Source organism: Microbacterium sp. NPDC077391, assembly GCF_040686955.1.
Classification (GTDB): Bacteria; Actinomycetota; Actinomycetes; order Actinomycetales; family Microbacteriaceae; genus Microbacterium; species Microbacterium commune.
In genome coordinates this window covers 897,165-923,269 of sequence record NZ_JBFBMI010000001.1, presented here as the reverse complement: position 1 = coordinate 923,269, position 26,105 = coordinate 897,165, and the positions used below count along the sequence as shown (strand labels likewise).

Below are 26,105 nucleotides of genomic sequence, written 5' to 3'. Positions count from 1 at the left end.
GGCGCATCGGATGCACAGCGCGCGCATCGTCCGGCGACCGTAGGATCGTGACATGGCCGGATTCTGGGGCAGACGCAGACGTGAAGATGAGGCGCTCGCAGCGCAGGACGCGGATCTCGCACGCCGCGCCGAGCAGTCGCTGGTCGCGGCGGACGAGCGCATTCGCACCACCTCCGATGAGCTCGCCTTCGCCCAGGCAGAGCTCGGCGAGTCGCTGACAGCCGACCTCGGCAATGCGCTCACCTCGGTGCGCACGCACCTGCGCGAGGCGTTCCAGCTGCACCAGCTGAACCACGACGAGATCCCCGACACGGTCGAAGAGCTGCGCACCCGCAACGCCCGCATCGTCCAGCTGTGCGAGTGGGCGGAGAACCTCCTCGACGAGAAGACCGGCGAGCTCGCCGAGACGGTCGCGAAGGTGCGCCGTGCCCCCGAGATCATCGCGCAGGTGCGGCGGGATGCCGAGACCCTCGCGTCGAGGATCCCCCAGGCGCGCGCGACGATCGAGCGTCTCTCGTCGCGCTACGCGGAGACCGCGATGCGCCGCATCGCCTCCTCCGGCGACGAGGCGGAGCAGCTGCTCGCCTTCGCCACGCACGGCGCGGACGTCTCTGAGCGCCGTCGCGCGGCACGACAGAACGAGGAGGCGAACCTCGCACTCGAGACCGCCACGGAGGCGGTGCGCCGCGCCGGCGCTCTGCTGGATGCCGTCGAGGATTTCGAGATCCAGGCGCTGCGCGCGGAGTCCACCCTCGCGGACGTGGTGGCCGACTCCCGCGGTGACATCGCCGCCGCCCGCAACGCACCGCAGACGCCGGAGGTCGCGAAGGCCACCGGCGAGCTCGAGACGGCGCTGCTCGCGCTCGCCCCGGCCGGCACGCGCAACGATCCGTTCGCGGAGCTCACGCAGCTGCGCGCAGCCAACACCGCCCTCGACGAGGCGATCGCCAAGGCGCAGTACCGCGCTCAGAACCCGCTCCCCTCGCTCGATCACGTGCAGCACGCTCTCGACGACGCCGACCGTCAGCTGGGCGTCGCGCGCGGGCTCATCGCCGGGCACCGCGGGTGGATCGGCGCCGACGCGCGAACGCGACTGGCCGAGGCCGAGCGGCTGCGGATGGATGTCCCCGCGATGCTCCCCGCCGAGGACACCCGCGAGCAGGCCCTGGCGGCCGCCCGGCGCGTGGCGCTGCTGGCATCCGAGGCTCTGCAGCTCGCTCAGCGCGACATCGACTCGTCCCGCCCGCAGAACCAGGGCTGGGGCGGCGACGGCTGGAACGGCGGCGGAGGCCGCCGCAGCGGGATGGGCGGGGGCGACATCATGGGCGGCGTCCTCGGCGGCCTGGTGATCGGCAGCCTCCTGGACGGCATCTTCGACTGAGGCCGGCACCGCAGACACGAGGCGCCTTCCCGTGGGAAGGCGCCTCGTGCGGTCTCAGGAGGCGATCGCCTCTTCGGGCGGGGCCGCCGTGGTCAGCGAGATGACGCCGTAGTCCCAGCCCTTGCGGCGGTAGACGACGCTCGGGTGGTCGGTGCGCGCGTCGACGAACAGGAAGAAGTCGTGCCCGACCAGCTCCATGCGGTCGACGGCCTCCTCGACGGTCATCCACTCGGCGTCGAAGCTCTTCGTGCGGATGACGACGGGCGAGTACTCCTCTTCCTCGTCCGCCTGCACCGGGATCGCTCCGGTCGCCACGGCGCGCAGCACGTCGACCGAAGCCGGCTGCACGTCGATTCCGGCGAGGGAGCCGCTCTCCTTCTCGAAGTGAGCACCGCGGGGGTGGTTGCGGCCGTCGATGCGCCTCTCCTTGGCGCGACGCAGCTGCTCGGCGAGCTTGTCGAGCGCCATGTCGAACGCCGCGAACTTGTCGGGGTCGACGGCCTCCGCCCTGATCACCGGCCCTTTGCTGAGCAGGGTGAGCTCGACCGTCTCATCGGGTATCCGCCCGTTGCGATAGGCACGATGGGTGACCTTGATCTCGAGTCGCTGCGCTCGCGGGGCGAGCGTCTGGATACGGGCTGTCTTCTCTTCGACAACGGTGCGGAATCGGTCGGAGATGCTCACTCCGACGCCGACGATGCTCGTTTCCATCACTGTCTCCTTGTCCCGGTCCGCCCGGCCAAGGGCGGACCGCGGTCGCCTTGTGTCCACCTACGCTAGTCGTCGTGCACCCCCATGTCACTATCCGTTCACGATGAGATCGCCGTGTCGCGCAGGCGCGGCGTCGCGGCGAGCGCGATCGCGCACACCGGGGTGAACCCGGCGGCGCGCAGCGCCCGTGCCGCCTCGTCGAGCGTCGCGCCCGTCGTCACCACGTCATCGACGATGACGACCCGCCCGTGCCCGCGCCGAGCGGCGCGCATGCTCGCCGCGACGTTGCGAGCGCGTGCCTCGCGATCGAGCCCGCGCTGGTCTCCCGTGCGCCGTGCGGACACCAGCAGCCGCTGCGCCGTGGCACCGGCGCGCCGCACCAGCAGCTCGGGCACCCGGTAGCCCCGCCGCCGGAACGCGGCACGACTCGTCGGCACCGGCACGATGAGCGCACCGGCCGCCCTGGTGCGCAGGATGCCGGCCAACGAGGCTCCCAGCGGGCGGGCGAGCATGGTGGCGCCGTTCTGCTTCAGGCGTCTGATCGCGCGCGCGGGCACGCCCTCGTATCGCAGGGCGGCGTGCACGGGCATGCCGGTCGGGGTGCGCACCTCGTGCGGCTCGGCACGCAGCAGCATCCGGCACGCATCGCACAGGAGCGTGCCGGGACGCTCGCATCCGGGGCAGGTCGCGGCGAGCAGCAGCGCGAGCGCGTCGCCGCCGATCCGGCGCCAGGGATCCGCATCCATGACTCGACTGTGTCGGATCGGTCGCCGGCCCGATCCCGCGCTGCGCGCGCATCGGGGAGAGCCCGGCCGCACGGGCATCCGGTGCAGGACGAGTCAGTAGCCCGCTCTGGTGCCGAGCACCCGCACGTCTGAGATGGCCTCCTGCCAGAACGAGCCGCGCTGCGCGTACACCGACTGGTCGGTCGACAGCACGCGCACCCCCGTGACCGTCTTCGCGCCCGCCAGGGCTGTCGCCCCAGCCGGCGCCGACGACACGGCCGAGGGCCCGCCGATCATGTGCGTGGTCAGCGTCGGGTCGGGGGTGGCGCTGAGCACCGCCACCGCGTCGGCGCCGACCCACGACAGCCCCTGCACCGCGCCCGAGAGCTGCGCCACCTCGTAGTAGGGCGTGCCGAGGCTGATCGGACGCTGCTCCTCATCGCGGATCACCGATGCGACGACCAGCCGGCGCTCACCGCCGGAGGTGACGACCGCCGCGACCCGCGCGCCGTCTGCCGAGACGCGCAGCTGGCTGATGGCGTCCGCCGACGGCCAGGCATCGGACACCGTCGACGGATCCGCCTGCGCGGTCGAGACCTGCACCGCGGCAGGGTTCGATGCCGGCGCCGTCCAGATCAGGCCGAACGGATCCAGCGACGGCGCGCCCAGCCCGCCGCGACCGTCGACCTGGTTCGTGTGACCCTCGCTGACCGCGAACACGCGCCCGTCGCGCAGCTGCACCGCGGCGAGCTGCGCGTCGGCCGAGACGTCGACGGCGGCGATCGGGTCGGCGATCTTCGCGATCTGCGCCGTGAGGCCGCTGACCGGGGCGATCTCGCCGCCGGAGGTGGCGATGCCGAACATCTCGTCGCCGAGCACCAGCACGCCGGGGTCGATGATCGGGTCCTCGACGGTGATGCGGCCCGCGTCGAGCGGCACTCCGTCGACCAGCAGACGCACCTCGGTCACCCCTGCCCCCTCGAGACTCGCCTCGAGCTGGGTGCGCATCCGGGCCAGGTCGGTGGGCGACGCGGAGAGCGCGGCGCGGTTCAGCGGCACCGAGGCCACCTGGGACGTGTCGACCGTGACCGCGTCGCCGACCATCTCGACGTCGGACGAGAACGGCCGCACAGCCGGGGCGAGCCATTCGCTCGGCTTGCCGGAGATCAGCGCTCGCACCACTGTCGTCGCCATGGCCGCCCGTCGCGGGAACCAGCGCACGTCGGGCACGAGGTGGCTCCAGGTGGGGTCGAAGTACTGCAGCGAGAACTTTTCGTACACCTGCCCGAACGTGTCGATGTCGAGGGTGATGCCGTCGAGGGCCTCGGAGATCCGCCACTCGCCGCCCTCCTCCCGCACGAGCCGGTAGGTGGCGGTCGCCGTGCCGGTGTCGGCGGTGTAGGCGCCGGTGCCGTCGACGCTCGCGACCTGCGCGAGTGAGACGCTGACCTCCGCCGACGTCGCATCCTCGTCATCCGGCTCGACCGTCGAGTCGTAGTCGCGGTTCTCGACCGACCTGTCGATCGTGACGCCGGCGTCGGGCTTCCAGGCGCTCTGGAAGTCGTCGGTGAGGAACTTCCGCGCGATGCCCCACGAATCCGCCGGTGACATGGATGCGTCGAGGAAGCCCTCGACGATGCGTGCCGGCCCCGCCCCCGGCTCCGGCCCCTCGGCGATGAACGAGAACGGAGGCTCCTCGATCTCCTCCCCCACAGCGAGTCCGGCGTTGGGCGGGCCCGTCGTGGGCAGACCGGTGCAGCCGGCCAGCAGGAGGGCGGTGGCAAGGGCGGTGGCGATCGCCGACAGGAGACGGATGCCGGTGCGCGAGCTCATGATGACTGCCGTCCCTTCTCCGCCGGGTCGCCGGCATCGCGGCGCCGATCGTCTCCGGCATCCGCTCCCCGGCTGCTGCCGTCAGGGATGTCCCGCACACCGCGCAGCGTGATCGGCTCGGTGACGTCGACGAGGTCGACGACCACCTCCGTCGGCTCCAGCGGCACCGGCCCGCGGCCGACCTCGACGTCCGGGCCTCGGGGAATCGTCAGCACGAAGTTCGTGCCCGCCCCGAGCTCCGACCACACCTCCAGCGTGCCGCGGTGCAGTCTGGCGTCGCCGAGCGCGATCGACAGTCCCAGCCCCGTCCCGCCGATCGTGCGCTTGCGCGACGGATCGGCCCGCCAGAACCTGTCGAACACGTGCTCGGCGTCCTCCGGGCGCATCCCGAGTCCGAAATCCCGCACGCCGATCGCCACGGCGCGCTGGTCGCTGTCGACGGTGATCACGATGGGCTCGCCTTCGCCGTGCTCGATCGCGTTGCCGATGAGGTTGCGCAGCACCCGGCGCACGCGGCGCGGATCCATGTCGACCGGCGAATAGCCGCCAGGCGCCACCAGCCGCAGCTCAGTCCCGTGTGTCGCGGCGAGCGGCCGCATCTCGTCGACCATCTCCTCCGCGAGCTGGGCGAGACTGGTTGCTTCGACCTCGAGCTGCACGGATCCGGCGTCGTACCGGCTGATCTCGAGCAGGTCAGCCAGCAGCGTCTCGAAGCGCTGCACCTGCGTGTGCAGCAGCTCTGCGGTGCGCGCGGTGACCGGGTCGAACTCGTCCCTGGTGTCGTTGATCATCTCGGCGGCCAGGCGGATCGTCGTCAGCGGCGTGCGCAGCTCGTGCGAGACGTCCGACACGAAGCGCTGCTGCACGAGCGAGAGCTCGGCGAGCTCCTTGATCTGACTCTGGATGCTGTCGGCCATGGCGTTGAACGAGCGTCCGAGGCTGGCGAGCTCGTCCTCGCCGTACACCGGCAGGCGCACCTCGAGGTCGCCCGCGGCGAGACGCTCACTGGTCTCGGCCGCCTCGATGATCGGCGCGGACACCGAGCGCAGCACCAGCCACAGGATGCCGGTGATGAGCGCGACGAGCGTGATCCCGGCGAACCAGAGCGTGCGCTGCACGAAGAGCAGGGTCTCGTCGGCGTCGACCAGGTCGTAGGCGATGTAGACCTCGTAGGTGCCGACCCCGCGGAACTCGAGCAGCTGGCCGACGACGATCCCCGCGGCGACGGTGCCGTCAGGCTGCGGCAGGGCGATCGACTGCCACGCCTGGCGCGTCGTCACCTGCTGCACGCGCGTGCGCAGCTCGTCGCTCAGCGCCATCTGCCCCGATGAGTACTCCAGACTGCGGAAGCCGGTCGGCGTGTAGCCGTCGCCCTGGGCCGAGGAGATGAAGCCCACGATGCGGCTCGACGAGGCCGTGCGGCCCAGCACACGCTGCGCCTCGCCCCACACCGCGGCGATGGTGGCGCGGTCGTCGCCGGTCTGCCCCGAGTCGAGCTGCTTCTGCGCGGCGGACACCGCTGCTCTGGCGTTGTGCAGCGCCTCGTCCTTGCGCGACTCGAAGAGGTCGCCGCGGATCACCAGAGCGATCACCACGCAGATGATGAAGATCGCGAGCGACGTGAGCAGCAGCGTGGTCGCCGTCGCACGGAAGCGCATCGAGGTGCGCCACAGCGCCGACACGACCTCCGGCCACCGGCGAGGCCCGCCCCAGAGCGCGGCGGTGACGCGCGTCGGAGGGTTCACGGCCACGATCGGACCTAGCCGACGCTGCCGGCGCGGTAGCCCACGCCGCGAACCGTCGTGACGATGCGGGGGTTGTCGGGGTCGAGCTCGACCTTCGCACGCAGCCGCTGCACGTGCACGTTCACGAGGCGCGTGTCGGCCTTGTAGTGGTAGCCCCACACCTGCTCGAGCAGCATCTCGCGGGAGAAGACCTGCTGCGGCTTGGATGCCAGGGCGACCAGAAGCTGGAACTCGAGCGGCGTCAGCGCGATGGGTGCCGTTCCCCGGCGCACCTCGTGCGCGTCGACGTCGATCGTCAGGTCGCCGACCCGCAGAACCTCGGTCTCGGTCTGGGGCGCGGGCCGCAGCCGGGTGCGGATGCGCGCCACCAGCTCCTTCGGGTTGAACGGCTTGACGATGTAGTCGTCGGCGCCGACCTCGAGACCGCGCACGACGTCCGCCGTGTCGCTGCGGGCGGTGAGCATGATGACGGGCACACCGGACTCGGCACGGATGCGGGTGCAGATCTCGATGCCGTCCATCCCCGGCAGCATCAGGTCCAGGAGCACGAGGTCGGGACGGCTCGAGCGCCACTCGTCGACCGCCTGCGCGCCGTCGGCGCAGAACAGCGCCTCGAAGCCCTCGGTGCGCAGCACGATGCCGATCATCTCGGCGAGCGCCGTGTCGTCGTCGACCACGAGGATACGAGAGGTCATGTTCCGCTCAGCCTCAGCTTTCTTCCCTGTGCGGCACCGGCAGCGCCCTGTGAGGCGACTCGGATCAGCCTACTTGAGAATGCTTCGCCCGCGCGGAGGCGGGCGCACGTGCCCACCGGGCGGTGTGCCACGATGGGAGGGCGCAGGGAGGGAGTGCGAATGAGCGGTCAGGTCTGGACCCCCGCACCGAAGAAGAGTGCGATCCCGTTGCATCCGATGACGTTCGGGATGATCCTGGGGCGGTCGTTCAGCGCCCTGCGGCACAACCCCAAGGTGCTGTTCGGATTCGCCGTGGCCGTGCAGTTCGGCATCACCGCGATCGCCGTCGTGGTGATCGTGCTCGTCGCCGGCTTCTCGGCGGCGCGGATCGCGAGCGTGCCGGCCGGCTCGCCGGACCAGGGTCCGATCATCGCCGGCACCGTCGCGCTGGGCATCGTGGTGGGCGTCGTGCTGACGCTGGCGAGTGTCGCCTTCACCTCGATCGTGCAGGGTCTCGTCGCCGCCGATGTGTCCTTCGCCGCGCTCGGCCGGAAGGCCCCGCTGCGCTCCCTGTGGTCGCGCGTGCGCCCGGCGTTCTGGCGTCTGTTCGGCTACGCCCTGCTGCAGGGTCTCGCCGTGCTGCTCTGGATGCTCGCCGTCGGCGGCGCCGCCGTCGCGATCATGGCCGGCAGCGACTTCTCGAACAGCTCGATCGGTCTCGCGGTCGGGCTCATCGTGCTGCTCGTGCTCGCCAGCATCCCGCTCGTCGTGTGGCTGAGCACGAAGCTGCTGGTGGTGCCCGCTGCGCTGGTGCTCGAGAAGGCGACGCTCGGCGCGGCGCTCGTGCGCTCCTGGCGGCTCATCCGGGGCCGGTTCTGGCCCGCGCTCGGAGTGATGTTCCTGATCAGCGCGATCATGGGGCTGGCCGCGCAGGTGGTGAGCGTGCCGGGGTCGATCATCTCGGGCGTGCTCGGAGGCGTGATGGCGCCGTCCGGGTCGCCGGATGAGAGCGAGGTGATCGGCTTCCTGGCGCTGACGATCCTCCCGCAGATCCTCGTCCTCGCCGTGCAGGCGATCACGCTCGTCGTGCAGGGCACCGGCGCGACTCTCATCTACCTCGACAGCCGCATGCGGTACGAGGGTCTCGACCAGACGCTCATCGCCTTCGTCGAGCGCAGCGCGCACGGTGCGCCCGACACCGAGCTCGGCGACCCGTACGCGGTCGATCCGGCACGCGCGGTGTCGAAGACTCCCCCGCCCAGGCGGCCGGTCGCCGGATACGCGGGGCAGCCGTACCCACCGCAGGCCTACCCCGGACAGCAGTACGCCGGACAGCCTTACCCACCGCAGGCATACCCCGGACAGCCGTACGCCGGTCAGTCGTACCCTGCGCAGGCATACCCCGGGCAGCCCTATCAGGCACCGCCGCAGGCGTATCCGGCACCGCCGCAGGCCCCTCAGGCGCTGCCGCCCTACGCCGCTCAGCCGCAGCCGACGTCGCCCTCCGCCGCGGCGGGGGCAGCCGCACCGCCCGCGGCGGCCGCCCCGACCGCCGCACCGCCCTCGGATGACTGGGCAGCGCCGGGCGGAGCCGGATGATCGCACTGCTCACCGCCGCAGACGTGTTCGTCCCCGACGGTGACGAGGCGCGCCGGCGTGCGCAGGAGGAGCTGTCGAAGGCGGAGTACCAGGCGGCGAAGCCCAACTGGTTCGACCAGCTCGCCGCCGACGTGGCCGAGTGGTTCTTCGGCCTGTTCGCCGGCGACGGCACAGGCGCCGTCGCACCCCTGGCGCTCACGCTGATCACGATCGTCGTGGTCGCCGCGGTGGTCGTCGCCCTCCTCGTGTGGGGTCGACCCCGCGCGTCACGGACGGCGCGCGGCGGCTCGGATCTGCTCGGGGAGAAGAACGATCGCTCCGCCACCCAGCTGCGCGCCGATGCCGAGCGCCGAGCGCGCGACGGCGACTGGAACGGCGCCGTGGTGCTGCGCTTCCGGGCGCTCGCCAGGGGGCTGCTCGAGCGAGATCTGATCGATCCGGCTCCCGGCGCCACAGCACAGGGCATCGCGCGCGAGGCGGCGCCCGCTCTCCCTCAGCTCACCGAGTCGCTGCATGAGGCCGCCACCCTCTTCGATCGGGTGCGCTACCTGGGCACGACTGCGAGCGAGACCGACTACCGCGAGCTCGCCGCAGCCGACGAGCACATCCAGGCGACCGCCCCGCGGCTCGGCGCCGACACGCAGGCGGTGCACGCATGAGCCTCGCCGTCTCGGCACCCGGCGTCCCCGACAGCACCGCCGCTCCGCGACCCCAGGGCCGCCGCGGCAACGTGCGGGGATGGGTGCTCGTCGTCGCCCTGCTGATCGGCATCGCACTGCTCTCGCTGCGCCTGGTCACCACGGCACCCTCGCTCGAGGGCGTCCTCAACCCGGAGTCGCCGGCGCCCGGCGGTGCGAAGGCCGTGGCCGAACTGGTGCGACAGCAGGGCACCGAGGTCGAGGTGGTGCGCAGCCGCACCGCTGCCGGCGCCGCGCTCGATCCCGGCAGCACGCTGGTGCTGACCGACCCGGTGGCGCTCACCGACGACGCGGTGCTCGATCTGCTCGACGAGGCCGACCGCGTCGTGCTGCTCAGCACGAGCGCCCGCATGCTCGAGCTCCTCGATCTCGGAACCGGAGCAGCCAGCACCGGTGCCGGCGGCCTCGATGCGGTCGAGTCGAGCTGCGATCGACCCGAGTTCGCCGAGACGGGCGGTGTCCAGGCCGAGCGGATGTTCGAGCCGGCCGACGACGTCGACGGCTGCTTCCGCGACGCGGACGGCGCAGCCGCCCTGCTCGTCGCCGAACGCGAGGGAGCACGGATCTCGTTCATCGAGGCGACCCGCATGCTCTCCAACCGCCATCTCGCCGAAGACGGCAACGCCGCGCTCGGGCTCGCCCTGCTCGCACAGACCGATCACGTGGTCTGGTACGTCGGGTCGCTCGAGGACGGCGACCGTACGGCAGACACCCCCGCGACCCTCGGCGAGCTGACCCCCGCCTGGCTCACACCCGCCATCCTGCTGCTGCTCCTCGCCGGAATCGCCGCGATCTGGTGGCGCGGAGGACGATTCGGCCCCCTGGTCGCCGAGTCGCTGCCCGTGACGGTCAGGGCATCCGAGACCATGCACGGCCGCGCGCGCCTCACGGCGAAGGCGGCGGACGCTCCGCATGCCGCCGCCGCGATCCGAGCGGGCACGAGGGCCAGGCTCGCGACGCGTCTCGCCCTCAGCCCGCGGGCGACGGCCGAGGAGGTCGCGGATGCGGCATCCGACCGCCTCGGCGTGCCGCGCGGATCCCTGCACGACCTGCTCGGCGGCCCCGCGCCGGCCGACGATCGCGAGCTCGTCGAGCTCGCCAGACGACTCGCCGAACTCGAGACGGCGGTCTGGGCCGCCCAAACCGAAAGGAATCGCCCGTGAGCGACGAGAGCATCACCCCCACCGCGGCACTGGACGACGACGCGCTTCGTCAGGCGATGCACCGCGTCCGCACCGAGGTCGACAAGGCCGTGGTCGGGCAGGCCGGCACGGTCACCGGTCTGCTCGTGGCGCTGCTGGCGCGCGGTCACGTGCTGCTGGAGGGTGTGCCCGGGGTCGCGAAGACCCTCGTGGTGCGCAGCTTCGCCCGCGCGGTCGGACTCGACACCAAGCGGGTGCAGTTCACCCCCGACCTCATGCCCGGTGATGTCACGGGCTCGCTCGTGTACGACGCCCGCACCGGCGAGTTCGAGTTCCGCGCCGGTCCGGTGTTCACCAACATCCTGCTCGCCGACGAGATCAACCGCACCCCGCCGAAGACGCAGGCCGCGCTGCTCGAGGCGATGGAGGAGCGACAGGTGTCGGCTGACGGCCTGAGCCGCCCGCTTCCCGAACCGTTCCTCGTCGCCGCCACGCAGAACCCCGTCGAGCACGAGGGCACGTACACCCTGCCCGAGGCCCAGCTCGACCGGTTCCTGATGAAGCTCGTCGTCGGGATGCCAGAGCGCGACGCCGAGGTCTCGGTGCTGCGGCTGCACGCCGGCGGATTCTCCCCGCGCCTGCTGACGGGCATCGAGGCGGCCGTGACCGCCGACGAGATCCGCGCCGCGCAGGACGCGGCCGCTCGCGTCCAGGTCAACGACGACGTGCTGGGGTACGTCGTCGACCTCGCCCGCGCCACGCGGCAGTCGCCGTCGGTCGAGCTGGGTGCCAGCCCGCGCGCCTCGACCGCGCTGCTCGCGGCAGCCAAAGCGTGGGCCTGGCTGAACGCCTCCACGGCCGTGACCCCCGATCACGTGCAGACCATGCTCATGCCCGTGTGGCGGCACCGACTGCAGCTGCGACCGGATGCCCAGATGGAGGGCGTCTCCGCCGACGCCGTACTGCAGTCGGTGGTGCAGCAGACCCGGGTGCCGATCTGACATGTTCGTCACCGCTCTTCTCGCCCCGCTGATCGCGCTGGGGGTCGTGCCGACGGCGCTGCTCGGCGCCGCCGGTGCGTCGCCGTGGGCGGTGTTCGGAGGCTGGCTGCTGCTGTGCGGGCTGCTCGTGACCATCGACGTCATGACGGCGGCGAGCCCGCGCTCGCTGATCGTCACCCGGTCGATCCCCGCACGCGCGCGGCTGGGCGAGCCGGTGCAGACCACCGTCGCCGTGCAGAACATCGGCTCCCGCGCGCTCCGCGGGCAGCTGCGCGACGCGTGGCAGCCCACGGCCGGCGCACCTGAGGAGCGCGCGCAGCTCAGCATCCCCGCGGGTGAGCGGCGCCGGGTCGAGGTGCCGCTGCTGCCGCGTCGCAGAGGCGAGCTGACCGCCGAGTTCGTCATGGTGCGCTCCCGCGGACCGCTGGGGCTCGCCGGGCGACAGGCCCGACACGACGTGCGGGGGGCGCTGCGGGTGCTGCCGGCGTTCAGCTCGCGCAAGCACCTGCCTTCGCGTCTCGCGCGGCTGCGTGAGCTCGACGGGAACACGTCGATCCAGGTGCGAGGGCAGGGCACCGAGTTCGATTCACTGCGCGAGTACGTGCGCGGGGACGACATCCGCTCGATCGACTGGCGCGCGACCGCACGTGCCGGCACCACCATGCTGCGCACCTGGCGCCCGGAGCGCGACCGTCAGGTCGTCATCCTGATCGACACGGGCCGCACCGCCGCCGCCCGGGTCGGCGACAGCACTCGGCTGGACGCCTCGCTCGAGGCCGCCCTGCTGCTCTCGGCCCTGGCCGCCCGTGCGGGCGATCACATCAACCTGCTCATGTACGACCGGGTGGCCCGCGCGCGCGTCAGCGGAGTCGAAGGCGCGGCGCTGCTGCCCGCGCTGACCGATGCGATGGCCCCGGTGCACGCCCGCCTGGTCGACACCGACTGGGCAGGCGCGTTCGCCGAGATCCGCACGCTCACCACCCGACCGTCGCTGATCGTCGTCCTCACCGCGCAGGATGCGGCGGAGACCGCCCGCGGGTTCCTCGGCGCGTTCCCGATCGCGTCGCGCGCGACGACCGTGCTCGTCGGCTCGGTGACCGACGACGCCATCGGCGAGCTCGCCCGCCGCCGCGAGTCCAGGGCGGACGTCTACCTCGCCGCCGCGGCCGAGCAGACGATGGCGGATGCGCAGGTCGTCGCCGACGCCATCCGCCGCGCCGGCGGGGAGGCGATCGCCGCGGATCCGGAGCAGCTGCCGCCGCGCATCGCCGACCGGTACCTCGAGCTGAAGGCCGCAGGACGCCTCTGACACGCTGACGCGAATCATTCGCTTTTCTGAGTGATTCAGAATAAGGTGGGACCATGGCCCTCTCCGACACCGCTGCGCAGCAGCGCCTGCGCGACGCCGGACTGCGCGTCACCGTGCAGCGGACCAGGGTGCTCGAGGCTCTCGCCGAAAGACCGCACGCCTCGGCGGACCTCGTCTTCACCGGCATCCGCGACACGCTTCCCGGCATCGCGCTGGCGACGGTCCACGGCATCCTGAACGATCTCACCGACGCCGCCGTCGTGCAGCGCGTGAACCTGCCCGACGTCGGCAGCGCGCTGTACGAGCTGCGCAGCGACGACAACCACCACCACCTGCAGTGCGTCAGCTGCGGCCGCGTCGAAGACGTCGCCTGCGCGGTCGGCGCCGCCCCCTGCCTGCACCCCTCCCACGACCACGGCATGAGGATTCTCGAAGCCGCGGTCACGTACCGAGCCCTCTGTCATGAATGCGAAAGGAACGGCAATGGCTGACAAGCCCGCAACCACCACACAGACAGGAACGCCCGTCGCGAGCGACGCGCACTCGCTGACCGTCGGCGCCGACGGCGTCACCGCGCTGCACGACCGCTACCTGGTCGAGAAGCTCGCCTCGTTCAACCGCGAGCGCGTGCCCGAGCGCAACCCGCACGCCAAGGGCGGCGGAGCATTCGGCGAGTTCGAGGTCACCGAGGACGTCTCGGCGTACACCCGCGCGGCCGTCTTCCAGCCGGGCGCCAAGAGCGAGACGCTGCTGCGCTTCTCCTCCGTCGCCGGCGAGCAGGGCTCGCCCGACACCTGGCGCGACGTGCGCGGTTTCTCCCTGCGCTTCTACACCACCGAGGGCAACCTCGACATCGTCGGCAACAACACCCCCACCTTCTTCCTGCGCGACGCGATGAAGTTCCCCGACTTCATCCACTCGCAGAAGCGTCTCGGCGCGTCGGGCCTGCGCGACGCCGACATGCAGTGGGACTTCTGGACCCTCTCCCCCGAGTCCGCGCACCAGGTCACCTATGTCATGGGCGACCGCGGCCTGTCGCGCTCGTGGCGTCACCTGAACGGCTACGGCTCGCACACCTACCAGTGGGTCAACGCACAGGGCGAGCGCTTCTGGGTGAAGTACCACTTCCTCTCCCACCAGGGCGTGGAGCGCATGTCGGCCGGCGAGGCCGAGCGCATCGCGGGCGAGGACGCCGACTACTACCGTCGCGACCTCTACGAGGCGATCGAGCGCGGCGACTTCCCCAAGTGGGACGTCTACGTGCAGATCATGCCGTACGAAGAGGCCAAGACCTACCGCTTCAACCCCTTCGACCTCACCAAGACCTGGTCGAAGAAGGACTACCCGCGCATCAAGGTGGGCACGTTCACGCTGAACCGCAACCCGCAGAACTTCTTCGCCGAGATCGAGCAGGCCGCCTTCTCGCCCGGCAACCAGGTTCCCGGCACCGGCATCTCGCCCGACAAGATGCTGATGGCCCGCGTGTTCTCGTACAGCGACGCGCAGCGCTACCGGATCGGCGCGAACTTCAACCAGCTGCCGGTCAACCAGCCGCACGCGGCCCAGGTGCGCAACTACATGCACGAGGGTCAGATGCAGTACCACTACGCGCCCGCCGAGCACCGGGTGTACACCCCGAACTCGTACGGCGCGGCCGGCGGCCCTGAGGCCGACCCGCTGCTCGGTGTCGAGGCGAGCTGGGAGTCGGACGGCGAGCTGGTGCGCTCGGCGGCGACGCTGCGCGAGGACGACGGAGACTTCGTGCAGGCCAGCATCCTGTACCGCGAGGTCTTCGACGACGAGGCGCGCGAGCGCTTCGTGCAGACCCTCGTCGGTCAGTACAACGGACTGACCGTGCCCGCCATCCAGGAGCGCTTCTTCTGGTACTGGGGCCAGGTCGATCAGGACCTCGAGACTCAGCTGCGTGCGCTCGCCGGCGCACCGATCGGCGAGCCCGAGCCGATCGGGATCGGCGAGTAGTCCCAGCCCCGCGAACCCGAGGCCCCTTCATCCCCGCGATGAAGGGGCCTCGGCGTGTGCCGGCCCGGCTCGCATCGCCATGCGGGATCATCGAAGGACGATCCGGCGCGACGCCGGCAGGATGAGGAGAACCGGCATGACCGAACCCCGCACGTCCGACGCAGCGGCGGCCGCCTCGCGCGGCGCCAGACTCACCGCCGAGGGCTTCGGCTCGTTCCTGATCGTGTTCCTCGGCATCGGGGCGTCGCTGTTCACCGCCATGCTGTTCGTCGATCCGGGGGCGGGGTCCGCGGTCAACCTCACGGTCGCCCTGGCGTTCGGCATCGCCCTGCTCGCCGCCTTCAGCTCGTTCTCGGGGATCTCCGGCGGGCACTTCTCCCCCGCTATCACCATCGGCGCCGCCGCTGCCGGCCGCCTGGCGTGGCGCGACGTGCTGCCGTACGTGCTCGCCCAGGTCGTCGGCGCCGTGATCGCGTCGACGGCACTCATCGTCGTGGGCCTGTTCGGACCCGAGCGCTGGCTGGAGCGGGTTCAGGACGCCGGGTTCGCGAGCACCGGATGGGGCACGCTCTCGCCGGGCGGATTCGGGATGCCGGCGGTGATCGTCATCGAGGTGATCCTCACGGTCCTGCTCGTGCTGGTCTTCCTCAGCGTGACGCACCCCGTGCGCCGCAGCGCAGCGGCCGGCGTGGCGATCGGTCTCACCTTCGCCGCTGTCCAGTTCGTCGCCATCCCGGTCGCCGGGGGCGCCGGGAACCCCGCCCGTTCGATCGCCACGGCGATCTACGGCGGGATCGATCCGCTCGCGCAGCTCTGGGTGTTCCTCGTCTTCCCCGCCCTCGCGGCCGCAGCCGTCGGGGTCGCGTACCGTGCGCTGTTCGACGGCACAGTGGACTCCGAGGGTGTGCAGCCCGACGGCGACGAGTCGGACGGTGACGAGTCGGACGGCGGCGAGGTGCCGCTCAGCCGGCCGTGAGCGTCGGCGTGCCCGCCTCGTATTCGACGAGGTCACCACTCTCGCCCCGGCGTGCCGCGCGCCGCCCGACGACGAGCATGTAGAAGAGGAACGCGCCCAGAGCCACCGCTCCGATCCCGATCTTGACCGGCCACGGCAGATCGGAGCCGGTCACGAAGCCCTCGACGAGGCCCGAGAGGAACAGGGCGAAGACCAGGCCGATCGCGACCGTGGCGAGGGAACGGCCCCCTGCAGCGAGCGACTCGGCCCTGGTGCGTCGGCCCGGGACCGCCCACGCCCAGAAGATGTGCAGGCCGGCGGCGGCCGCGACGAAGATCGCGGTCAGCTCGAGCAGCCCGTGCGGCAGGATGTGCAGCACCATCGTGTCGAGGTGCCCGTAGGCCGACATCACCGCCGCCGAGGTTCCGAGCCCGAACGCGTTCTGGATCAGCATCCAGACCGGCCAGACGCCCGTCACCCCGAACAGCACGCACTGCATGGCGATCCAGGCGTTGTTGAGCCACACCATTCCGGCGAACGACGCCATCGGACCGTAGTAGTCGACGAAGTCCTCTTCGGCGTACTGTCTGAGCACGTCGGGCGGCCCGAGCGTCGCGATCAGCGCCGGGTCGGAGGCGATCCATGCTCCGGTGATCGAGACCACGAGCAGGAAGGCGATCGCGATGACCCCGGTGGTCCAGCGGATCCGGTAGAGCGCCGCGGGCAGCTGCAGCGCGAAGAACCGCGCCGCCTGCGCGAGCACGTTGTCACCCGCTCCGGTGAACCTCAGTCGTGCGGCGGCGAGGATCGTCGAGAGATACGCGCCCTGCGGGGAGTCGCCGACCGAGGTCTTCAGCTCGGCGAGATCGGCCGATGCCGCGCGGTAGCGGACGATCAGCTCGTCGACCTCGGCGCCGCTCAGCCGCCGTCTGCGGCTCAGCGCATCGAGCCGTTCCCATTCCGGGCGGCGAGCATCGGCGAGGGCGTCGGCATCCACCTGATTTACTGTACTCATGTCCGCCACGATCACCGATGAGCAGGAGATCCTGTCCGGCGAAGCCGTCGCGATCGATGTGCAGCCGGTCGGCTTCGTGCTGCGCGCCGCCGGCGCGCTGATCGACATGGCCATCGGGTTCGCCGTCTTCCTCGCTGTCACCTTCGTGCAGGTGTGGCTGATGACCGAGGGACTGCTGAGCGAGCACACCTTCCGCATCCTGATGATCTGCGCGGCGGTGCTGAGCTTCCTCGTGCTGCCGGTCACCGTCGAGGTCGCGATGCGCGGCCGCAGCGTCGGCAAGCTCGCGGTCGGCGGCCGCATCGTGCGGGTCGACGGCGGGGCGATCACCTTCCGCCACAGCTTCATCCGCGCCCTGGTGGGCGTGCTCGAGGTCTACATGACCTTCGGTGGCGCGGCGGTGATCACAGGGGCGCTCACCGCGCGCTCCCAGCGGCTCGGCGACCTGGTCGCCGGCACCTACTCGCAGCGCGTGCGCACACCCGCTCTGCCCTCGCACCAGCCGCATCTGCCGCCGTCGCTGCAGGGCTGGGCGACGGTGGCCGACGTCGCGCGGATGCCCGACCGGCTCGCCCGTCGCATCTCCCAGTTCCTCGCCAACGCGCAGCGTCTGTCGCCGTCGGCGCGCGCCAGCGTCGCGCACGAGCTCGCCCGCGAGGCACAGTCGTACATCTCGCCGCTGCCCGCGGTGACGCCGGAGGAGCTTCTGCTCGGGATCACGGTGCTGCGCCGGGAGCGGGAGCGACGAGCGCTGGCGCTCGCGGACGAGCGCGCCGAGCGCCTGAGCGGACGACGCATCGGGCTCTGAGGTTCGCCTCGGTCACCCGCGCACGGTCACGCCCGCGCGCACCTCGTCACGGGATGCGTCACGAGCGCATCGCCTCGTGGCGGATCACCAGCCAGCCGGCGGGCACCGAGAGCCGTTCCGCATGCTGCGCGCAGAGATCGTGCGCGTGCGGGTCGCTGCCAGGGCCGAGCGGACCGAGCGCGGCCATCTGATCGGCGTAGTCGAAGGTGACCGTGGCGACCGCCTCGCGCGCGCAGGCGACCTTCGAGCAGAGCCGTTCGTCGACGGCCAGGTGCGCGTCGAGGCGCGGTCCTTCATCGAAGCGCGGTCTCTGGTCGAGGCGGAGTCTGTCGTCCATCGCCTCCACACTATGACCGGGTCGCGTATGAGAGGTGCAGCCGCGCGGCAGCGCATAGACTTTCGGCATGCCCGCCCGCCGCTCCTCCCCCGCGCCCCGGCGCGGCGCACGTCACGGCCGCCATGGTCGACTCGGGCGCAGCGAGGTCGTCCGGCCGCCCCTGCCACCACTCGACGGGCGACTCGACCGGTTCGAGATCACGGTCGGCAGCGCTGTCGAGTACCTCCGCGGCACCTGGGAGGAGCTGCGCGACGTCCGCTTCGAGATCGCCGCGATGCCCGCGCACGATCGCGCCGACGGCATCCCGCTCTGGCGCGCGGATCCGGCCGCGCAGCGCGTGACGCTGTACCGGGTTCCCATCGAGCGCCTGCTGCCGAAGGGGCATGACGACGCGGCCCATCGCCGCATGGCCGTCGAGAGCGCGGTGTTCCACGCCGCGGCCGAGTATGTCGGACGCGAGCCGTGGGAGCTCGGTCCGGACGGTCGCGACCACTGAACCACCCAGCGCCCACCCTCTGACGGCACGGGGCGGGCGGCGCGCGTCAGGGGCGCACGACGATCGGCTGCTGCGTCGCCGGCGGCGCCCACAGCGGCCAGCCCGCGATGGCCGCATCGCCGAGCAGGCCGACCGCGGCGTGCACCGCTCCGTCGGAGCTGAGCACGTGCTCGCCGGGCTGCAGCGGGATCTGCTCCGCACCGCCGGCGGGCAGCTCCACGATCCGCTCGTCGATCCCCGCGAGCGTCACCGTGGTGGTGCTCTCCTCGGCGCTGCTCAGGTACAGTGTCGCCGACGCGCCACGGGGAACGGTGAACGGCACGGTGCCGGTCATCTGCGGGGCGGGCAGCATCCAGGCGAAGTCCTCGCGACCCTCCGCACGTGCGGTCTGGCGGGCGCCGGCCACGACCGGGGCGGTCGCGTCGATCTCGATGTCGTGCGCGCCCGCGCCCATCCCGGTCAGGGAGACCTCGGTGGGCGTGGCCGCGGTGAGCTCGACCACGTACTCGTCGGAGCCCGCGGTGCCGTCGGCGCCGCGGACGCGCACGGTCGCGGTGGCGTCCTCGTCGGGTGCGAGGAGGCGCAGCAGGATGCCGGTGGAGTCGTCGCCGTCGGAGATGGGCTGCGAGTGCGCACCCAGCAGACGAAGGCTCCGCTGCGCGCCGCCGACGCCGTCCTGCACGTCGATGCCGACCGCGTCGAGCGTGCGCACGTGCGCCGACTGGAGCGCCGCGCGAACCGGGGCCCCGGCGGCGACGACCTCGATGACCGGACGGGACTCGGCGCCGGCGACGGATGCCAGGGTGAGCGTGATCTGGGTCTTCGGCGGCACGATCTTGGTCGTCGTCCTCCGCTGGGCGCCGTAGACGTTGAGCTCCACGGTCGAGGCGACGTCGGCGGGGTTCGACAGCAGGATCACATCGGACGATCCCGTCGATCCGTCGCCGCCGACGAGCCACGAGCGCATCCCGGCCTCACGGCAGGGGGCGGCGGCGTATCCGCGCAGATCCTCTTCGTCGAGACTCACCGACTCCGCTGCGGAGATCAGCGGCGCCGTGCGGTCGGCGACCGCAGCCGTGATGCTCTTCGCGCCCTCTCCGCCGAGCACACCGGGCATGGCGAGGTCTGTGGTGCTGGTCTCGTGGTCGCGGTCGTCGACCCGCAGGTCCGGGGCGGCCGCAGAGACGAGCAGATCCGCCTGACTCGAGTCGCGTCCCAGAGCCCGGAAGGCTCCGTTGCAGACGATCGTCGCATCTCCCGGCACCGGCGTCACGGTCGCGGTGGCGGGCTCGCTCTGCACGCTCGGCCAGGGAGCGGCGACGGCCGCCCCGACCCCCAGCACGCAGGCCGTGGCGACGGCGGCTCCGGTCGCCAGTCGGGCCCCGGTCGCCGCGAGGCGGATGGTGCGCTGCTTCATCGGCTGTTCTCCTCGACGGCGGGATGCGGTGACGCGGGCTCAGCGGAGGGCGGCGCGTCCTCCGCTGGTCGGGGTTCGTCGGCCCCGGCGGGCGGCACGGTGACGTCCCCGGTGTGCAGGTCGGCATCCTCGTGCGTCCGCCGAGACGCGATCGGCTCGTCGAGGGAACGACCCACCACTCGGGAGCGGCCGCGGGCTGCCCGGCGCGATGCCCGGGTCGGGATCGACAGCAGCACGGCGGCGAGCACCACGATGAGCTGGCCCAGCCCGATGAGGTTGCCGAGGGCGCGCTGCGCGTGCGACGGCTGAGCGCGCTCGGCGGGCGGGGTGGCCAGCTGCCACAGCATCCCGTTTGGAGTCTCACCCGCCTTCACGAACCCCGGGCGCTGGTCGATCGCCGTGATCGCGCCGTCGGTCATGCTGCGGGCCTGCTCGCTCTGGCCGGGGAGGGACGTGAGCAGCACGAAGCCGACACCGCGCTCGGCGAGTGCGGCAGCCGCATCGAAGTCGCGAGCCGAGAGCAGGTCGACGGCGTCTGCGGCTAGGCCCTCGTCGTGCACGCGCGTCGCCGTGGTGAGCATGGTCGTCTGCGCGCTCAGCGTGGCGCTCGGGCCCCACACCAGCTGGGTCGCGAGCGACCCGTCGTCCAGCGGTGTCATGACGAGGGTTCCGCTGTCGGCGGCGTCCGACGCGTGCGCGGCGACCAGAGCGGGCAGCGTGCTGGTGGCGCCGTTGTGGATCTGCGCCTCACCGACGTTCACCGCCAGCAGCCCTGGCACGGCGCAGACGAGCACGCCGGCGCCGGTGACGAGCGCGGCCGCTGACCGCAGAGCCGGCATCGCCACGACGGTGTCGAGCGTGACCAGAGCGGCGCCGACGACGCCCAGCCATGCGAAGCTCAGTCCGGTGCCGGGCCAGATCCCGACCGGCTCGCCCTGCACGAACGACACCTGGATGCCGACCGCGATCATCGACGTGATCAGCCCGATCACCGTGGTCGCCAGCAGGGCGAAGCCGGCTCGCCACCTCGGCGAGAGCGCCGAGGTCAGCGCGAGGAGGACCAGGGGCACGAGCAGCACGGCGGCGAACGGGGCGACGCGGCCGTCGAGCAGCCACTCCCAGCCGGCGCGGTCCGGGGCCGGGAAGCCCTGCGCGATGAGCAGGCGCCCTGCGGCGTCAGCGGTCGCCTGCGCGAGGGTCGCGACGGCACCCGGATCGGCCAGCAGCGCCCAGGGATCGCCGTGGCGAAGCTGCCAGTAGACCAGCGGCGCGAACAGCGCAGCCGCGGGGATGAGCAGCCAGAAGACGCGCACCGCACCGCGCACACGACCGGCGGCGAGCATCGCCATGACCGTCAGCCCCCAGAGCGCCACGAAGGCGGGTGCGAGCGACGGCGCGCAGGCGAGGGATGCCGCGGCGAGCAGGGATGCCGCTCCCGCGGCGCCCCAGGAGCGGTGCGCGACCACCGCGGAATGGAACAGCCACGGCAGCAGCAGGTGCAGTAGCACGGCGGCCGGTCTGCCCTGCACGAGAGCGGTGAGGAACGTGGGAGCCAGCGCCCACAGCACGCCGCCGAGGATCCGAAGGCCGGCTCTGTCGGTGACCCGGGTCGCGGCGAACCAGCCGCCGAGCACCGCCAGCGGCAGGGCGCCCAGCCAGAGCAGCACGACCGCGAAGGAGGGAGACCCCGGCCAGAGAGTGCCCAGCACCGCGAGCACGGCCGCGAACGGGTCGGCGGGGCCGACGATGCCGGGGCCGAGGTCGCGCAGACCCCATCCGGCGTCGTTCCAGAGGGCGGCGAGCTCCGGCTGCATCGGCAGCAGCTCGCCGCCTCCGACGCTGGGCCAGGCGAGCAGGGGGAAGAAGGCCGCGATGCTGACGACGAGGGCGGCGAGCACCGCCCATGCTCCCCCGCCGCTGAAGAAGTGCAGCTCGCTGACGGCGCCCCGTTCGCTGCCGTGCCCGTCGTCCAGGCGGTGCCGCAGCTGCGTGCGCGACACCCGCAGCGGCGCGATGCTGGCCCACGACGCCGTGCGGAAAGAGCGGATGGCGCGTCGCGAGCGCGCGACGGCGCGCACGGCGAGCATGGCTGCCAGGGCCGCGCCCCACTCGGGGACGACGGCCGCCGGGCGCTTGCCGATGAGGTGGACGATCGAGCGCCACAGCGCCAGCGGCAGCAGGCTCAGCCAGTGCAGCGGCACCGCGAAGGCGGGCGCGTACGCGAGGCGTCGATGCAGCTGGGCGCGACGGCTCACCCACGCTCGGGCCGCCTCCCTCTGCGGGGCTGTCGCGACGCCGTCGGGCCGCACACCGATCCGCGCCTTCGGCACGAGCACGATGCGGGCGCCGCCCAACCTGGCGCGGACACCGAGGTCGAGTCCTTCGTCGGCGCCGCCGAGTCCGGGGTCCGGACGCAGCACCGTGGGTGCGGCTCCGCGGATGAGCATGCCGCGCACGTCCGCGCCGAGAGCGTCCTCGGTGGCGTCGTGCTGGCCCTGATCGAGTTCATCGGCTGCCAGCTCGACGGCGCGGCCGAATCGGCTCATGCTCACACCCAGCGACACGATCTCGCGGTCGTCGTCGTGCCGGACGAGCTTGGGGGCGGCGAGTGCGGCCGACGGGGAGCGCTCCAGTGAGCCGGCGAGAAGCTGCAGAGCCCTGCGGCGCGGCCGGGAGTCGTGGGTGAGCATCCACACCGAGCTGCCGCTCGCCACGCGAGGCTGAGCCAGGGCGACGGCCTCGGCGAACGTCGTGGTCGCGCGCGCTTCGATGATCGCCTCGACGCTGCGTCCGATGCCGTCGATGGCGCGCACCTGCGCGCCGCTTCCGAGAACCACCACGGTGACGGCGTCGGGCGGAGTCGTCTGATCGCGGAGGTCGTCTAGGGTCTCGCTGAGCTGTGCTGCTGCGGCGTCGCCCGTTCGTGCGACGACGATGGCGTGTACTCGGGATGGCATGACAGAGTCAGCCTAGACAGGCATCCGCGGGGCGCCGGTCATCGGACTCGGCGTGCCCGCGAAGCCGTCAGCTCGCGCGGCGCTTGAGCTTGCGACGCTCGCGCTCGCTCAGACCGCCCCAGATGCCGAAGCGCTCGTCATTGCTGAGGGCGTACTCGAGGCACTCGCCCCGCACGTTGCACGATGTGCAGATGCGCTTGGCGTCTCTCGTCGAGCCGCCCTTCTCCGGGAAGAACGCCTCGGGGTCGGTCTGCGCGCACAGCGCGTCGACCTGCCAGGCGAGCGCGCCATCATCTTCAGCGTCGACTCGACGTACTCCGGGTACGCCGAGGTTGACTGGATCGACGAACCAATTCTCGGGAACGTCCGACCGGTAACCCGTCATCTCGATCTCCCAACCCTGCTTGTGCCCCCTCCGGGCCGTGCACCACTAATTACACCCGTGTCATTCGTCGCGGTCAAGTCGCGGATCGTAAACCCTCAATGGTGCGTTTAAGGTTCATTGAACGTCCATCGGCGTGTCGCACCGGTCTGCGCGAGCGTCGGGGAAGACGGGTGCGGGCAGTGCTCGGCGCGATAGCCTGAACCCGATGGCCGTGTACAGCAAGCATCCCGTGGCCCCTCGCCCCGCGGCCCCGCCGCGTGAGACGACCGGGCATCTGATGGTGCGCGCGTACAGCGTGCTGGCCCTGTTCTGCCTGTTCGCGCACACCGCGGTGTACAACACCTTCGGCGCGCTCGGGTCGGGCATCGTGCTCGCCGTCCTGACCGCCGGCGCCCTCGCCATCTGGGTGCCCGAGGTCGTCGCCCAGCGTCCCACCCGCTTTCCGTGGCGCCGACTGCCGTGGGCGGCCCTCGGCTACGCCGCCCTCGCCCTGGCATCCACCCTGTGGTCGCGCTGGCCCGCGGCCACCCTGCTCACCTGGTCGCTGCTGGCCGCCATCACCGTGACCGCGGTGCTCATCGCGACCACCCTCACCTGGAACGAGATCGCGCGGGCGATCTCGAGCGCCCTCAAGATCATCCTGGGCCTCTCCCTCGCGATCGAGCTGTGGGTCGCGCTCGTGCTGCGCCGACCGCTGCTGCCGAACTTCGTCGATCTTCCCGAGGGCAAGATCGATCCGCACCTGTACTGGGTGCGCGGAAACCTGTTCGACGACGGGCGCATCCAGGGTGTGGTGGGCAACGCGCACTCGCTCGCGATGATGTGCCTGTTCGCGCTGATCGTGTTCGCGGTGCTGTACGCCACGCAGGTGCGCCGGCGCACCATGCTGATCTTCTGGTCCGCGATCGCCGCCGTGCTGCTCGTCAAGGCGGCATCGGCCACGGTGTATCTGAGCATCGCCGTCGTCGTGGCGGTGCTGATCGCCGTGCTCCTGATGCGCGCGGCATCACCGCGACGACGCGCGCGGCTGTACCTGCTCTTCGCCGCAGTGGCCGTCGTCGGGATCGGGGGTGCCGTGCTGCTGCGCGACCAGCTCCTGTCTGCGCTCGGCAAGGGATCCGACCTCACCGGGCGCATCGAGATCTGGCAGGCGGTGTGGGAGCGCGCGATCACCCGGCCGGTGTTCGGCAACGGCTTCTCCTCCCCCTGGGTGCCCTGGGATCCGGCGTTCGACGGCTGGATCCTGAACCACGGGCTCAGTGTCTTCCACGCTCACGACATGTGGCTCGATGTCTTCCTGCAGCTCGGGGCCGTGGGCGTCGCTCTGATGGCGGTCGCCTGGCTGGCGCTCGCGTGGCGCGCGTGGTTCTTCGCCGTGGATCGTCCGCGGTGGGACCTCGACGCCCGCCGCCCTTACTCCCCCCTGGCGCTGCTGCCCGTGCTGTTCACCGCAGTGCTGCTGGTGGAGGGCCTCGCCGAGTCGGCTCCGATCATGCTGTGGGGCTGGCTGCTGCTGATCCTGCTCTCGTTCAAGATGAAGGCTGTGCCGCTCATCGGCGTCGGAGTCGGCGAGCGCACCCCCGTCATCTCGCACGGCCCGCAGCCGCGGCAGGTGCCATGACGCCGCGGCGCCTCGTCGTCTCGCTGCTCGGTTCGGCGCCGTTCGCCCGCGCCTACACGCTGACCGCGCTCACCGCGGCGTGCTCGTCGTTCGTCATCGAGCGGATGATGTCGCCGGTGAGCCTGGCGACGATCATCGGCGTGCTCGCGGTCATCGGCGTCGCCGTGCTGACCGTCCGCCGGGACGAGCTGTCCCTGCTGCGGTTCGCCCCGACGTCGCTGCTCGGGTTCCTGCTGCTCGCGCTGCTGAGTGTGCTCTGGTCGGCGGATCGTGGGGGCACGCTCGCCGGCTGGTTCACCCTGCTCGGGTACGCCGTGATCGCGATCACGATCGGGCACGTGCGCGACACACTGCAGACGGTGCGCGCCATCGGCGACACCCTGCGCTGGCTGCTGACCCTGTCGCTCGCACTGGAGATCGTGTTCGGCATCCTGCTCGACACCCCGTTCCGGCTGCTGGGCATCGAGGGCACGCTCGCCGTCGGGGGCCCGATCCAGGGCATCTTCGGCACCCGCAACATGCTCGGCTTCATCGCGGTGATCGCGCTGATCACCTTCGTGGTCGAGTGGCGCACGCGGTCGATCGGGCGGGTCGCGGGTGTGCTGTCGGTCGCGCTCGGCGGCTCGCTCGCGCTCTTCTCGGCTTCACCGACGGTCGTGGTGCTCGCGGCGGCGGTGGGCGTGGCGACCGCTGCGCTGGTGATCGTGCGGCACACGCCCGCGCGCCTGCGCACCGCCGTGCAGGGGGCGCTGGGCGGGCTGGTGGTCGTCGGGCTCGTCGTCGCCTTCGCGCTGCGGCATCAGATCATCCGCGTCCTCGACGCCGGCTCCGACTTCTCGACCCGCGCCGATCTGTGGAACATGATGCTCGACTTCATCGCTCAGCGGCCGATCACCGGCTACGGGTGGTTCGGCCCGTGGCCGCGTGGCGAGTACCCCTTCACCTACATCAACTTCCTGCTGTCGGACCATCACCAGTCGGCGCTCAACGCCTACTTCGACGCGCTGCTGCAGCTGGGCTGGGCGGGCCTGGCGCTCTTCGTCGTGCTCGGCAGCGTCGCCCTCGTGCGCTCGTGGCTGGTGGCGAGCGTGCGGCGCTCGGTCGTGTACGCATGGGCGCCGCTCGTGCTCATCACGCTCAGCGTGGAGTCGATGTTCGAGAGCTTCGCGCTCACCGGAACCGGCTGGCTGCTGCTCGTGCTCTGCGCCCTGCGGGCAGGACAGACCAGGTCGTGGCGGGAGAGCATCGACGCGGCGCACACCGACGCGATCCCGACGCTGGGGCCTGAGCGTCCGCTTCGCTGAGTCGTCGGCGAG

23 protein-coding genes are annotated in these 26,105 nt (G+C 71.8%); 13 read left to right on the top strand and 10 right to left on the bottom strand.

All coding sequences use genetic code 11. The features are described 5' to 3' along the window. The first annotated feature begins 52 nt into the window (after positions 1 to 52). Positions 53 to 1,381: a hypothetical protein gene (locus AB0O65_RS04175; protein ID WP_071641487.1), complete on the top strand. Its 1,329-nt coding sequence runs from the start codon at positions 53 to 55 to the stop codon at positions 1,379 to 1,381. A gap of 54 nt (positions 1,382 to 1,435) precedes the next feature. Here the strand turns inward: AB0O65_RS04175 and raiA are convergent, their stop codons facing one another. The 5 genes from raiA to mtrA all read right to left on the bottom strand — a co-directional run bounded on the left by raiA (position 1,436) and on the right by mtrA (position 7,090). Further along, on the bottom strand, positions 1,436 to 2,092 hold the full coding sequence (raiA, locus tag AB0O65_RS04170) for a ribosome-associated translation inhibitor RaiA (protein ID WP_071641489.1): 657 nt from the start codon (positions 2,090 to 2,092) through the stop codon (positions 1,436 to 1,438). Between the two features lie 98 nt (positions 2,093 to 2,190). Further along, entirely contained in the window at positions 2,191 to 2,838 is a 648-nt protein-coding gene (locus AB0O65_RS04165) for a phosphoribosyltransferase family protein (RefSeq protein WP_363383285.1), read from the bottom strand. Between the two features lie 93 nt (positions 2,839 to 2,931). Continuing rightward, on the bottom strand, positions 2,932 to 4,650 hold the full coding sequence (locus AB0O65_RS04160; RefSeq protein WP_363383283.1) for an LpqB family beta-propeller domain-containing protein: 1,719 nt from the start codon (positions 4,648 to 4,650) through the stop codon (positions 2,932 to 2,934). Beyond that, positions 4,647 to 6,401 carry an MtrAB system histidine kinase MtrB gene (gene mtrB / locus AB0O65_RS04155; RefSeq protein ID WP_363383281.1) on the bottom strand — a complete coding sequence of 585 codons (1,755 nt, stop codon included), beginning with the start codon at positions 6,399 to 6,401 and terminating at the stop codon, positions 4,647 to 4,649. The genes AB0O65_RS04160 and mtrB overlap by 4 nt, the downstream gene beginning before the upstream one ends. A gap of 8 nt (positions 6,402 to 6,409) precedes the next feature. Next, complete coding sequence (gene mtrA, locus AB0O65_RS04150) at positions 6,410 to 7,090, bottom strand: MtrAB system response regulator MtrA (RefSeq protein ID WP_071641497.1); 681 nt, start codon at positions 7,088 to 7,090, stop codon at positions 6,410 to 6,412. Between the two features lie 159 nt (positions 7,091 to 7,249). On the opposite strand from mtrA, the gene AB0O65_RS04145 reads away from it, so the two are divergent. The 8 genes from AB0O65_RS04145 to AB0O65_RS04110 all read left to right on the top strand — a co-directional run bounded on the left by AB0O65_RS04145 (position 7,250) and on the right by AB0O65_RS04110 (position 15,774). Next, positions 7,250 to 8,668, top strand: coding sequence for a hypothetical protein (locus AB0O65_RS04145; RefSeq protein WP_363383279.1), 1,419 nt, complete (start codon positions 7,250 to 7,252; stop codon positions 8,666 to 8,668). Then, complete coding sequence (locus AB0O65_RS04140; RefSeq protein WP_363383277.1) at positions 8,665 to 9,327, top strand: DUF4129 domain-containing protein; 663 nt, start codon at positions 8,665 to 8,667, stop codon at positions 9,325 to 9,327. The genes AB0O65_RS04145 and AB0O65_RS04140 overlap by 4 nt, the downstream gene beginning before the upstream one ends. Then, complete coding sequence (locus AB0O65_RS04135; protein WP_363383275.1) at positions 9,324 to 10,529, top strand: DUF4350 domain-containing protein; 1,206 nt, start codon at positions 9,324 to 9,326, stop codon at positions 10,527 to 10,529. Before AB0O65_RS04140 ends, AB0O65_RS04135 begins: the two co-directional genes overlap by 4 nt. Before the next feature lie 56 nt (positions 10,530 to 10,585). Beyond that, complete coding sequence (locus tag AB0O65_RS04130) at positions 10,586 to 11,509, top strand: MoxR family ATPase (protein WP_083428620.1); 924 nt, start codon at positions 10,586 to 10,588, stop codon at positions 11,507 to 11,509. A 1-nt stretch (position 11,510) separates the two neighbouring features. Further along, complete coding sequence (locus tag AB0O65_RS04125) at positions 11,511 to 12,818, top strand: DUF58 domain-containing protein (protein ID WP_363383273.1); 1,308 nt, start codon at positions 11,511 to 11,513, stop codon at positions 12,816 to 12,818. Between the two features lie 53 nt (positions 12,819 to 12,871). Then, positions 12,872 to 13,309, top strand: a complete 438-nt coding sequence (locus tag AB0O65_RS04120; RefSeq protein WP_191711832.1) for a Fur family transcriptional regulator — start codon at positions 12,872 to 12,874, stop codon at positions 13,307 to 13,309. After that, positions 13,302 to 14,798, top strand: a complete 1,497-nt coding sequence (locus AB0O65_RS04115; RefSeq protein ID WP_071641508.1) for a catalase — start codon at positions 13,302 to 13,304, stop codon at positions 14,796 to 14,798. The genes AB0O65_RS04120 and AB0O65_RS04115 overlap by 8 nt, the downstream gene beginning before the upstream one ends. Positions 14,799 to 14,934: 136 nt before the next feature. Then, a complete protein-coding gene (locus AB0O65_RS04110; RefSeq protein WP_071641510.1) occupies positions 14,935 to 15,774 on the top strand; it encodes an aquaporin in 840 nt (279 codons plus the stop codon). On the opposite strand, the gene AB0O65_RS04105 is transcribed toward AB0O65_RS04110, so the two are convergent. Next, entirely contained in the window at positions 15,761 to 16,750 is a 990-nt protein-coding gene (locus tag AB0O65_RS04105) for a stage II sporulation protein M (protein WP_363383536.1), read from the bottom strand. The two genes, AB0O65_RS04110 and AB0O65_RS04105, sit on opposite strands and share 14 nt — an antisense overlap. Before the next feature lie 16 nt (positions 16,751 to 16,766). Here AB0O65_RS04105 and AB0O65_RS04100 point away from each other — a divergent pair, with 16 nt between their 5' ends. Continuing rightward, positions 16,767 to 17,576 carry an RDD family protein gene (locus AB0O65_RS04100; RefSeq protein ID WP_071641514.1) on the top strand — a complete coding sequence of 270 codons (810 nt, stop codon included), beginning with the start codon at positions 16,767 to 16,769 and terminating at the stop codon, positions 17,574 to 17,576. A gap of 58 nt (positions 17,577 to 17,634) precedes the next feature. Here AB0O65_RS04100 and AB0O65_RS04095 read toward each other — a convergent pair whose 3' ends face one another. Further along, a complete protein-coding gene (locus AB0O65_RS04095) occupies positions 17,635 to 17,847 on the bottom strand; it encodes a DUF3499 family protein (RefSeq protein ID WP_071641540.1) in 213 nt (70 codons plus the stop codon). A 133-nt stretch (positions 17,848 to 17,980) separates the two neighbouring features. Here AB0O65_RS04095 and AB0O65_RS04090 point away from each other — a divergent pair, with 133 nt between their 5' ends. Continuing rightward, positions 17,981 to 18,409, top strand: coding sequence for a hypothetical protein (locus AB0O65_RS04090; protein ID WP_191711834.1), 429 nt, complete (start codon positions 17,981 to 17,983; stop codon positions 18,407 to 18,409). Between the two features lie 46 nt (positions 18,410 to 18,455). On the opposite strand, the gene AB0O65_RS04085 is transcribed toward AB0O65_RS04090, so the two are convergent. The 3 genes from AB0O65_RS04085 to AB0O65_RS04075 form a co-directional block, all read right to left on the bottom strand. Beyond that, the gene (locus tag AB0O65_RS04085) at positions 18,456 to 19,826 is read right to left on the bottom strand and encodes a DUF5719 family protein (protein WP_363383269.1); all 1,371 of its coding nucleotides are present in this window, start codon (positions 19,824 to 19,826) and stop codon (positions 18,456 to 18,458) included. Next, positions 19,823 to 22,783 (bottom strand): glycosyltransferase, encoded by a 2,961-nt coding sequence (locus AB0O65_RS04080; RefSeq protein ID WP_363383267.1) that lies wholly within the window; start codon positions 22,781 to 22,783, stop codon positions 19,823 to 19,825. Before AB0O65_RS04080 ends, AB0O65_RS04085 begins: the two co-directional genes overlap by 4 nt. A gap of 67 nt (positions 22,784 to 22,850) precedes the next feature. After that, on the bottom strand, positions 22,851 to 23,168 hold the full coding sequence (locus AB0O65_RS04075) for a WhiB family transcriptional regulator (protein WP_071643929.1): 318 nt from the start codon (positions 23,166 to 23,168) through the stop codon (positions 22,851 to 22,853). 205 nt (positions 23,169 to 23,373) lie between these two features. Here AB0O65_RS04075 and AB0O65_RS04070 point away from each other — a divergent pair, with 205 nt between their 5' ends. Both AB0O65_RS04070 and AB0O65_RS04065 read left to right on the top strand, forming a co-directional pair. Then, on the top strand, positions 23,374 to 24,789 hold the full coding sequence (locus AB0O65_RS04070; protein ID WP_363383265.1) for an O-antigen ligase family protein: 1,416 nt from the start codon (positions 23,374 to 23,376) through the stop codon (positions 24,787 to 24,789). Further along, the gene (locus tag AB0O65_RS04065; RefSeq protein ID WP_363383263.1) at positions 24,786 to 26,093 is read left to right on the top strand and encodes an O-antigen ligase family protein; all 1,308 of its coding nucleotides are present in this window, start codon (positions 24,786 to 24,788) and stop codon (positions 26,091 to 26,093) included. The genes AB0O65_RS04070 and AB0O65_RS04065 overlap by 4 nt, the downstream gene beginning before the upstream one ends. Positions 26,094 to 26,105 lie beyond the last annotated feature (12 nt).

Coding starts and splice junctions, on each gene's coding strand:
- AB0O65_RS04100 (WP_071641514.1), top strand. CDS start 16,767: ATGTCCGCCACGATCACCGATGAGCAGGAGATCCTGTCCGGCGAAGCC.
- AB0O65_RS04085 (WP_363383269.1), bottom strand. CDS start 19,826: ATGAAGCAGCGCACCATCCGCCTCGCGGCGACCGGGGCCCGACTGGCG.
- raiA (WP_071641489.1), bottom strand. CDS start 2,092: ATGGAAACGAGCATCGTCGGCGTCGGAGTGAGCATCTCCGACCGATTC.
- AB0O65_RS04175 (WP_071641487.1), top strand. CDS start 53: ATGGCCGGATTCTGGGGCAGACGCAGACGTGAAGATGAGGCGCTCGCA.
- AB0O65_RS04120 (WP_191711832.1), top strand. CDS start 12,872: ATGGCCCTCTCCGACACCGCTGCGCAGCAGCGCCTGCGCGACGCCGGA.
- AB0O65_RS04135 (WP_363383275.1), top strand. CDS start 9,324: ATGAGCCTCGCCGTCTCGGCACCCGGCGTCCCCGACAGCACCGCCGCT.
- AB0O65_RS04160 (WP_363383283.1), bottom strand. CDS start 4,650: ATGAGCTCGCGCACCGGCATCCGTCTCCTGTCGGCGATCGCCACCGCC.
- AB0O65_RS04080 (WP_363383267.1), bottom strand. CDS start 22,783: ATGCCATCCCGAGTACACGCCATCGTCGTCGCACGAACGGGCGACGCC.
- AB0O65_RS04115 (WP_071641508.1), top strand. CDS start 13,302: ATGGCTGACAAGCCCGCAACCACCACACAGACAGGAACGCCCGTCGCG.
- AB0O65_RS04145 (WP_363383279.1), top strand. CDS start 7,250: ATGAGCGGTCAGGTCTGGACCCCCGCACCGAAGAAGAGTGCGATCCCG.
- AB0O65_RS04065 (WP_363383263.1), top strand. CDS start 24,786: ATGACGCCGCGGCGCCTCGTCGTCTCGCTGCTCGGTTCGGCGCCGTTC.
- AB0O65_RS04140 (WP_363383277.1), top strand. CDS start 8,665: ATGATCGCACTGCTCACCGCCGCAGACGTGTTCGTCCCCGACGGTGAC.
- AB0O65_RS04165 (WP_363383285.1), bottom strand. CDS start 2,838: ATGGATGCGGATCCCTGGCGCCGGATCGGCGGCGACGCGCTCGCGCTG.
- AB0O65_RS04130 (WP_083428620.1), top strand. CDS start 10,586: ATGCACCGCGTCCGCACCGAGGTCGACAAGGCCGTGGTCGGGCAGGCC.
- AB0O65_RS04125 (WP_363383273.1), top strand. CDS start 11,511: ATGTTCGTCACCGCTCTTCTCGCCCCGCTGATCGCGCTGGGGGTCGTG.
- AB0O65_RS04110 (WP_071641510.1), top strand. CDS start 14,935: ATGACCGAACCCCGCACGTCCGACGCAGCGGCGGCCGCCTCGCGCGGC.
- AB0O65_RS04090 (WP_191711834.1), top strand. CDS start 17,981: ATGCCCGCCCGCCGCTCCTCCCCCGCGCCCCGGCGCGGCGCACGTCAC.
- AB0O65_RS04070 (WP_363383265.1), top strand. CDS start 23,374: ATGGCCGTGTACAGCAAGCATCCCGTGGCCCCTCGCCCCGCGGCCCCG.
- mtrA (WP_071641497.1), bottom strand. CDS start 7,090: ATGACCTCTCGTATCCTCGTGGTCGACGACGACACGGCGCTCGCCGAG.
- AB0O65_RS04075 (WP_071643929.1), bottom strand. CDS start 23,168: ATGACGGGTTACCGGTCGGACGTTCCCGAGAATTGGTTCGTCGATCCA.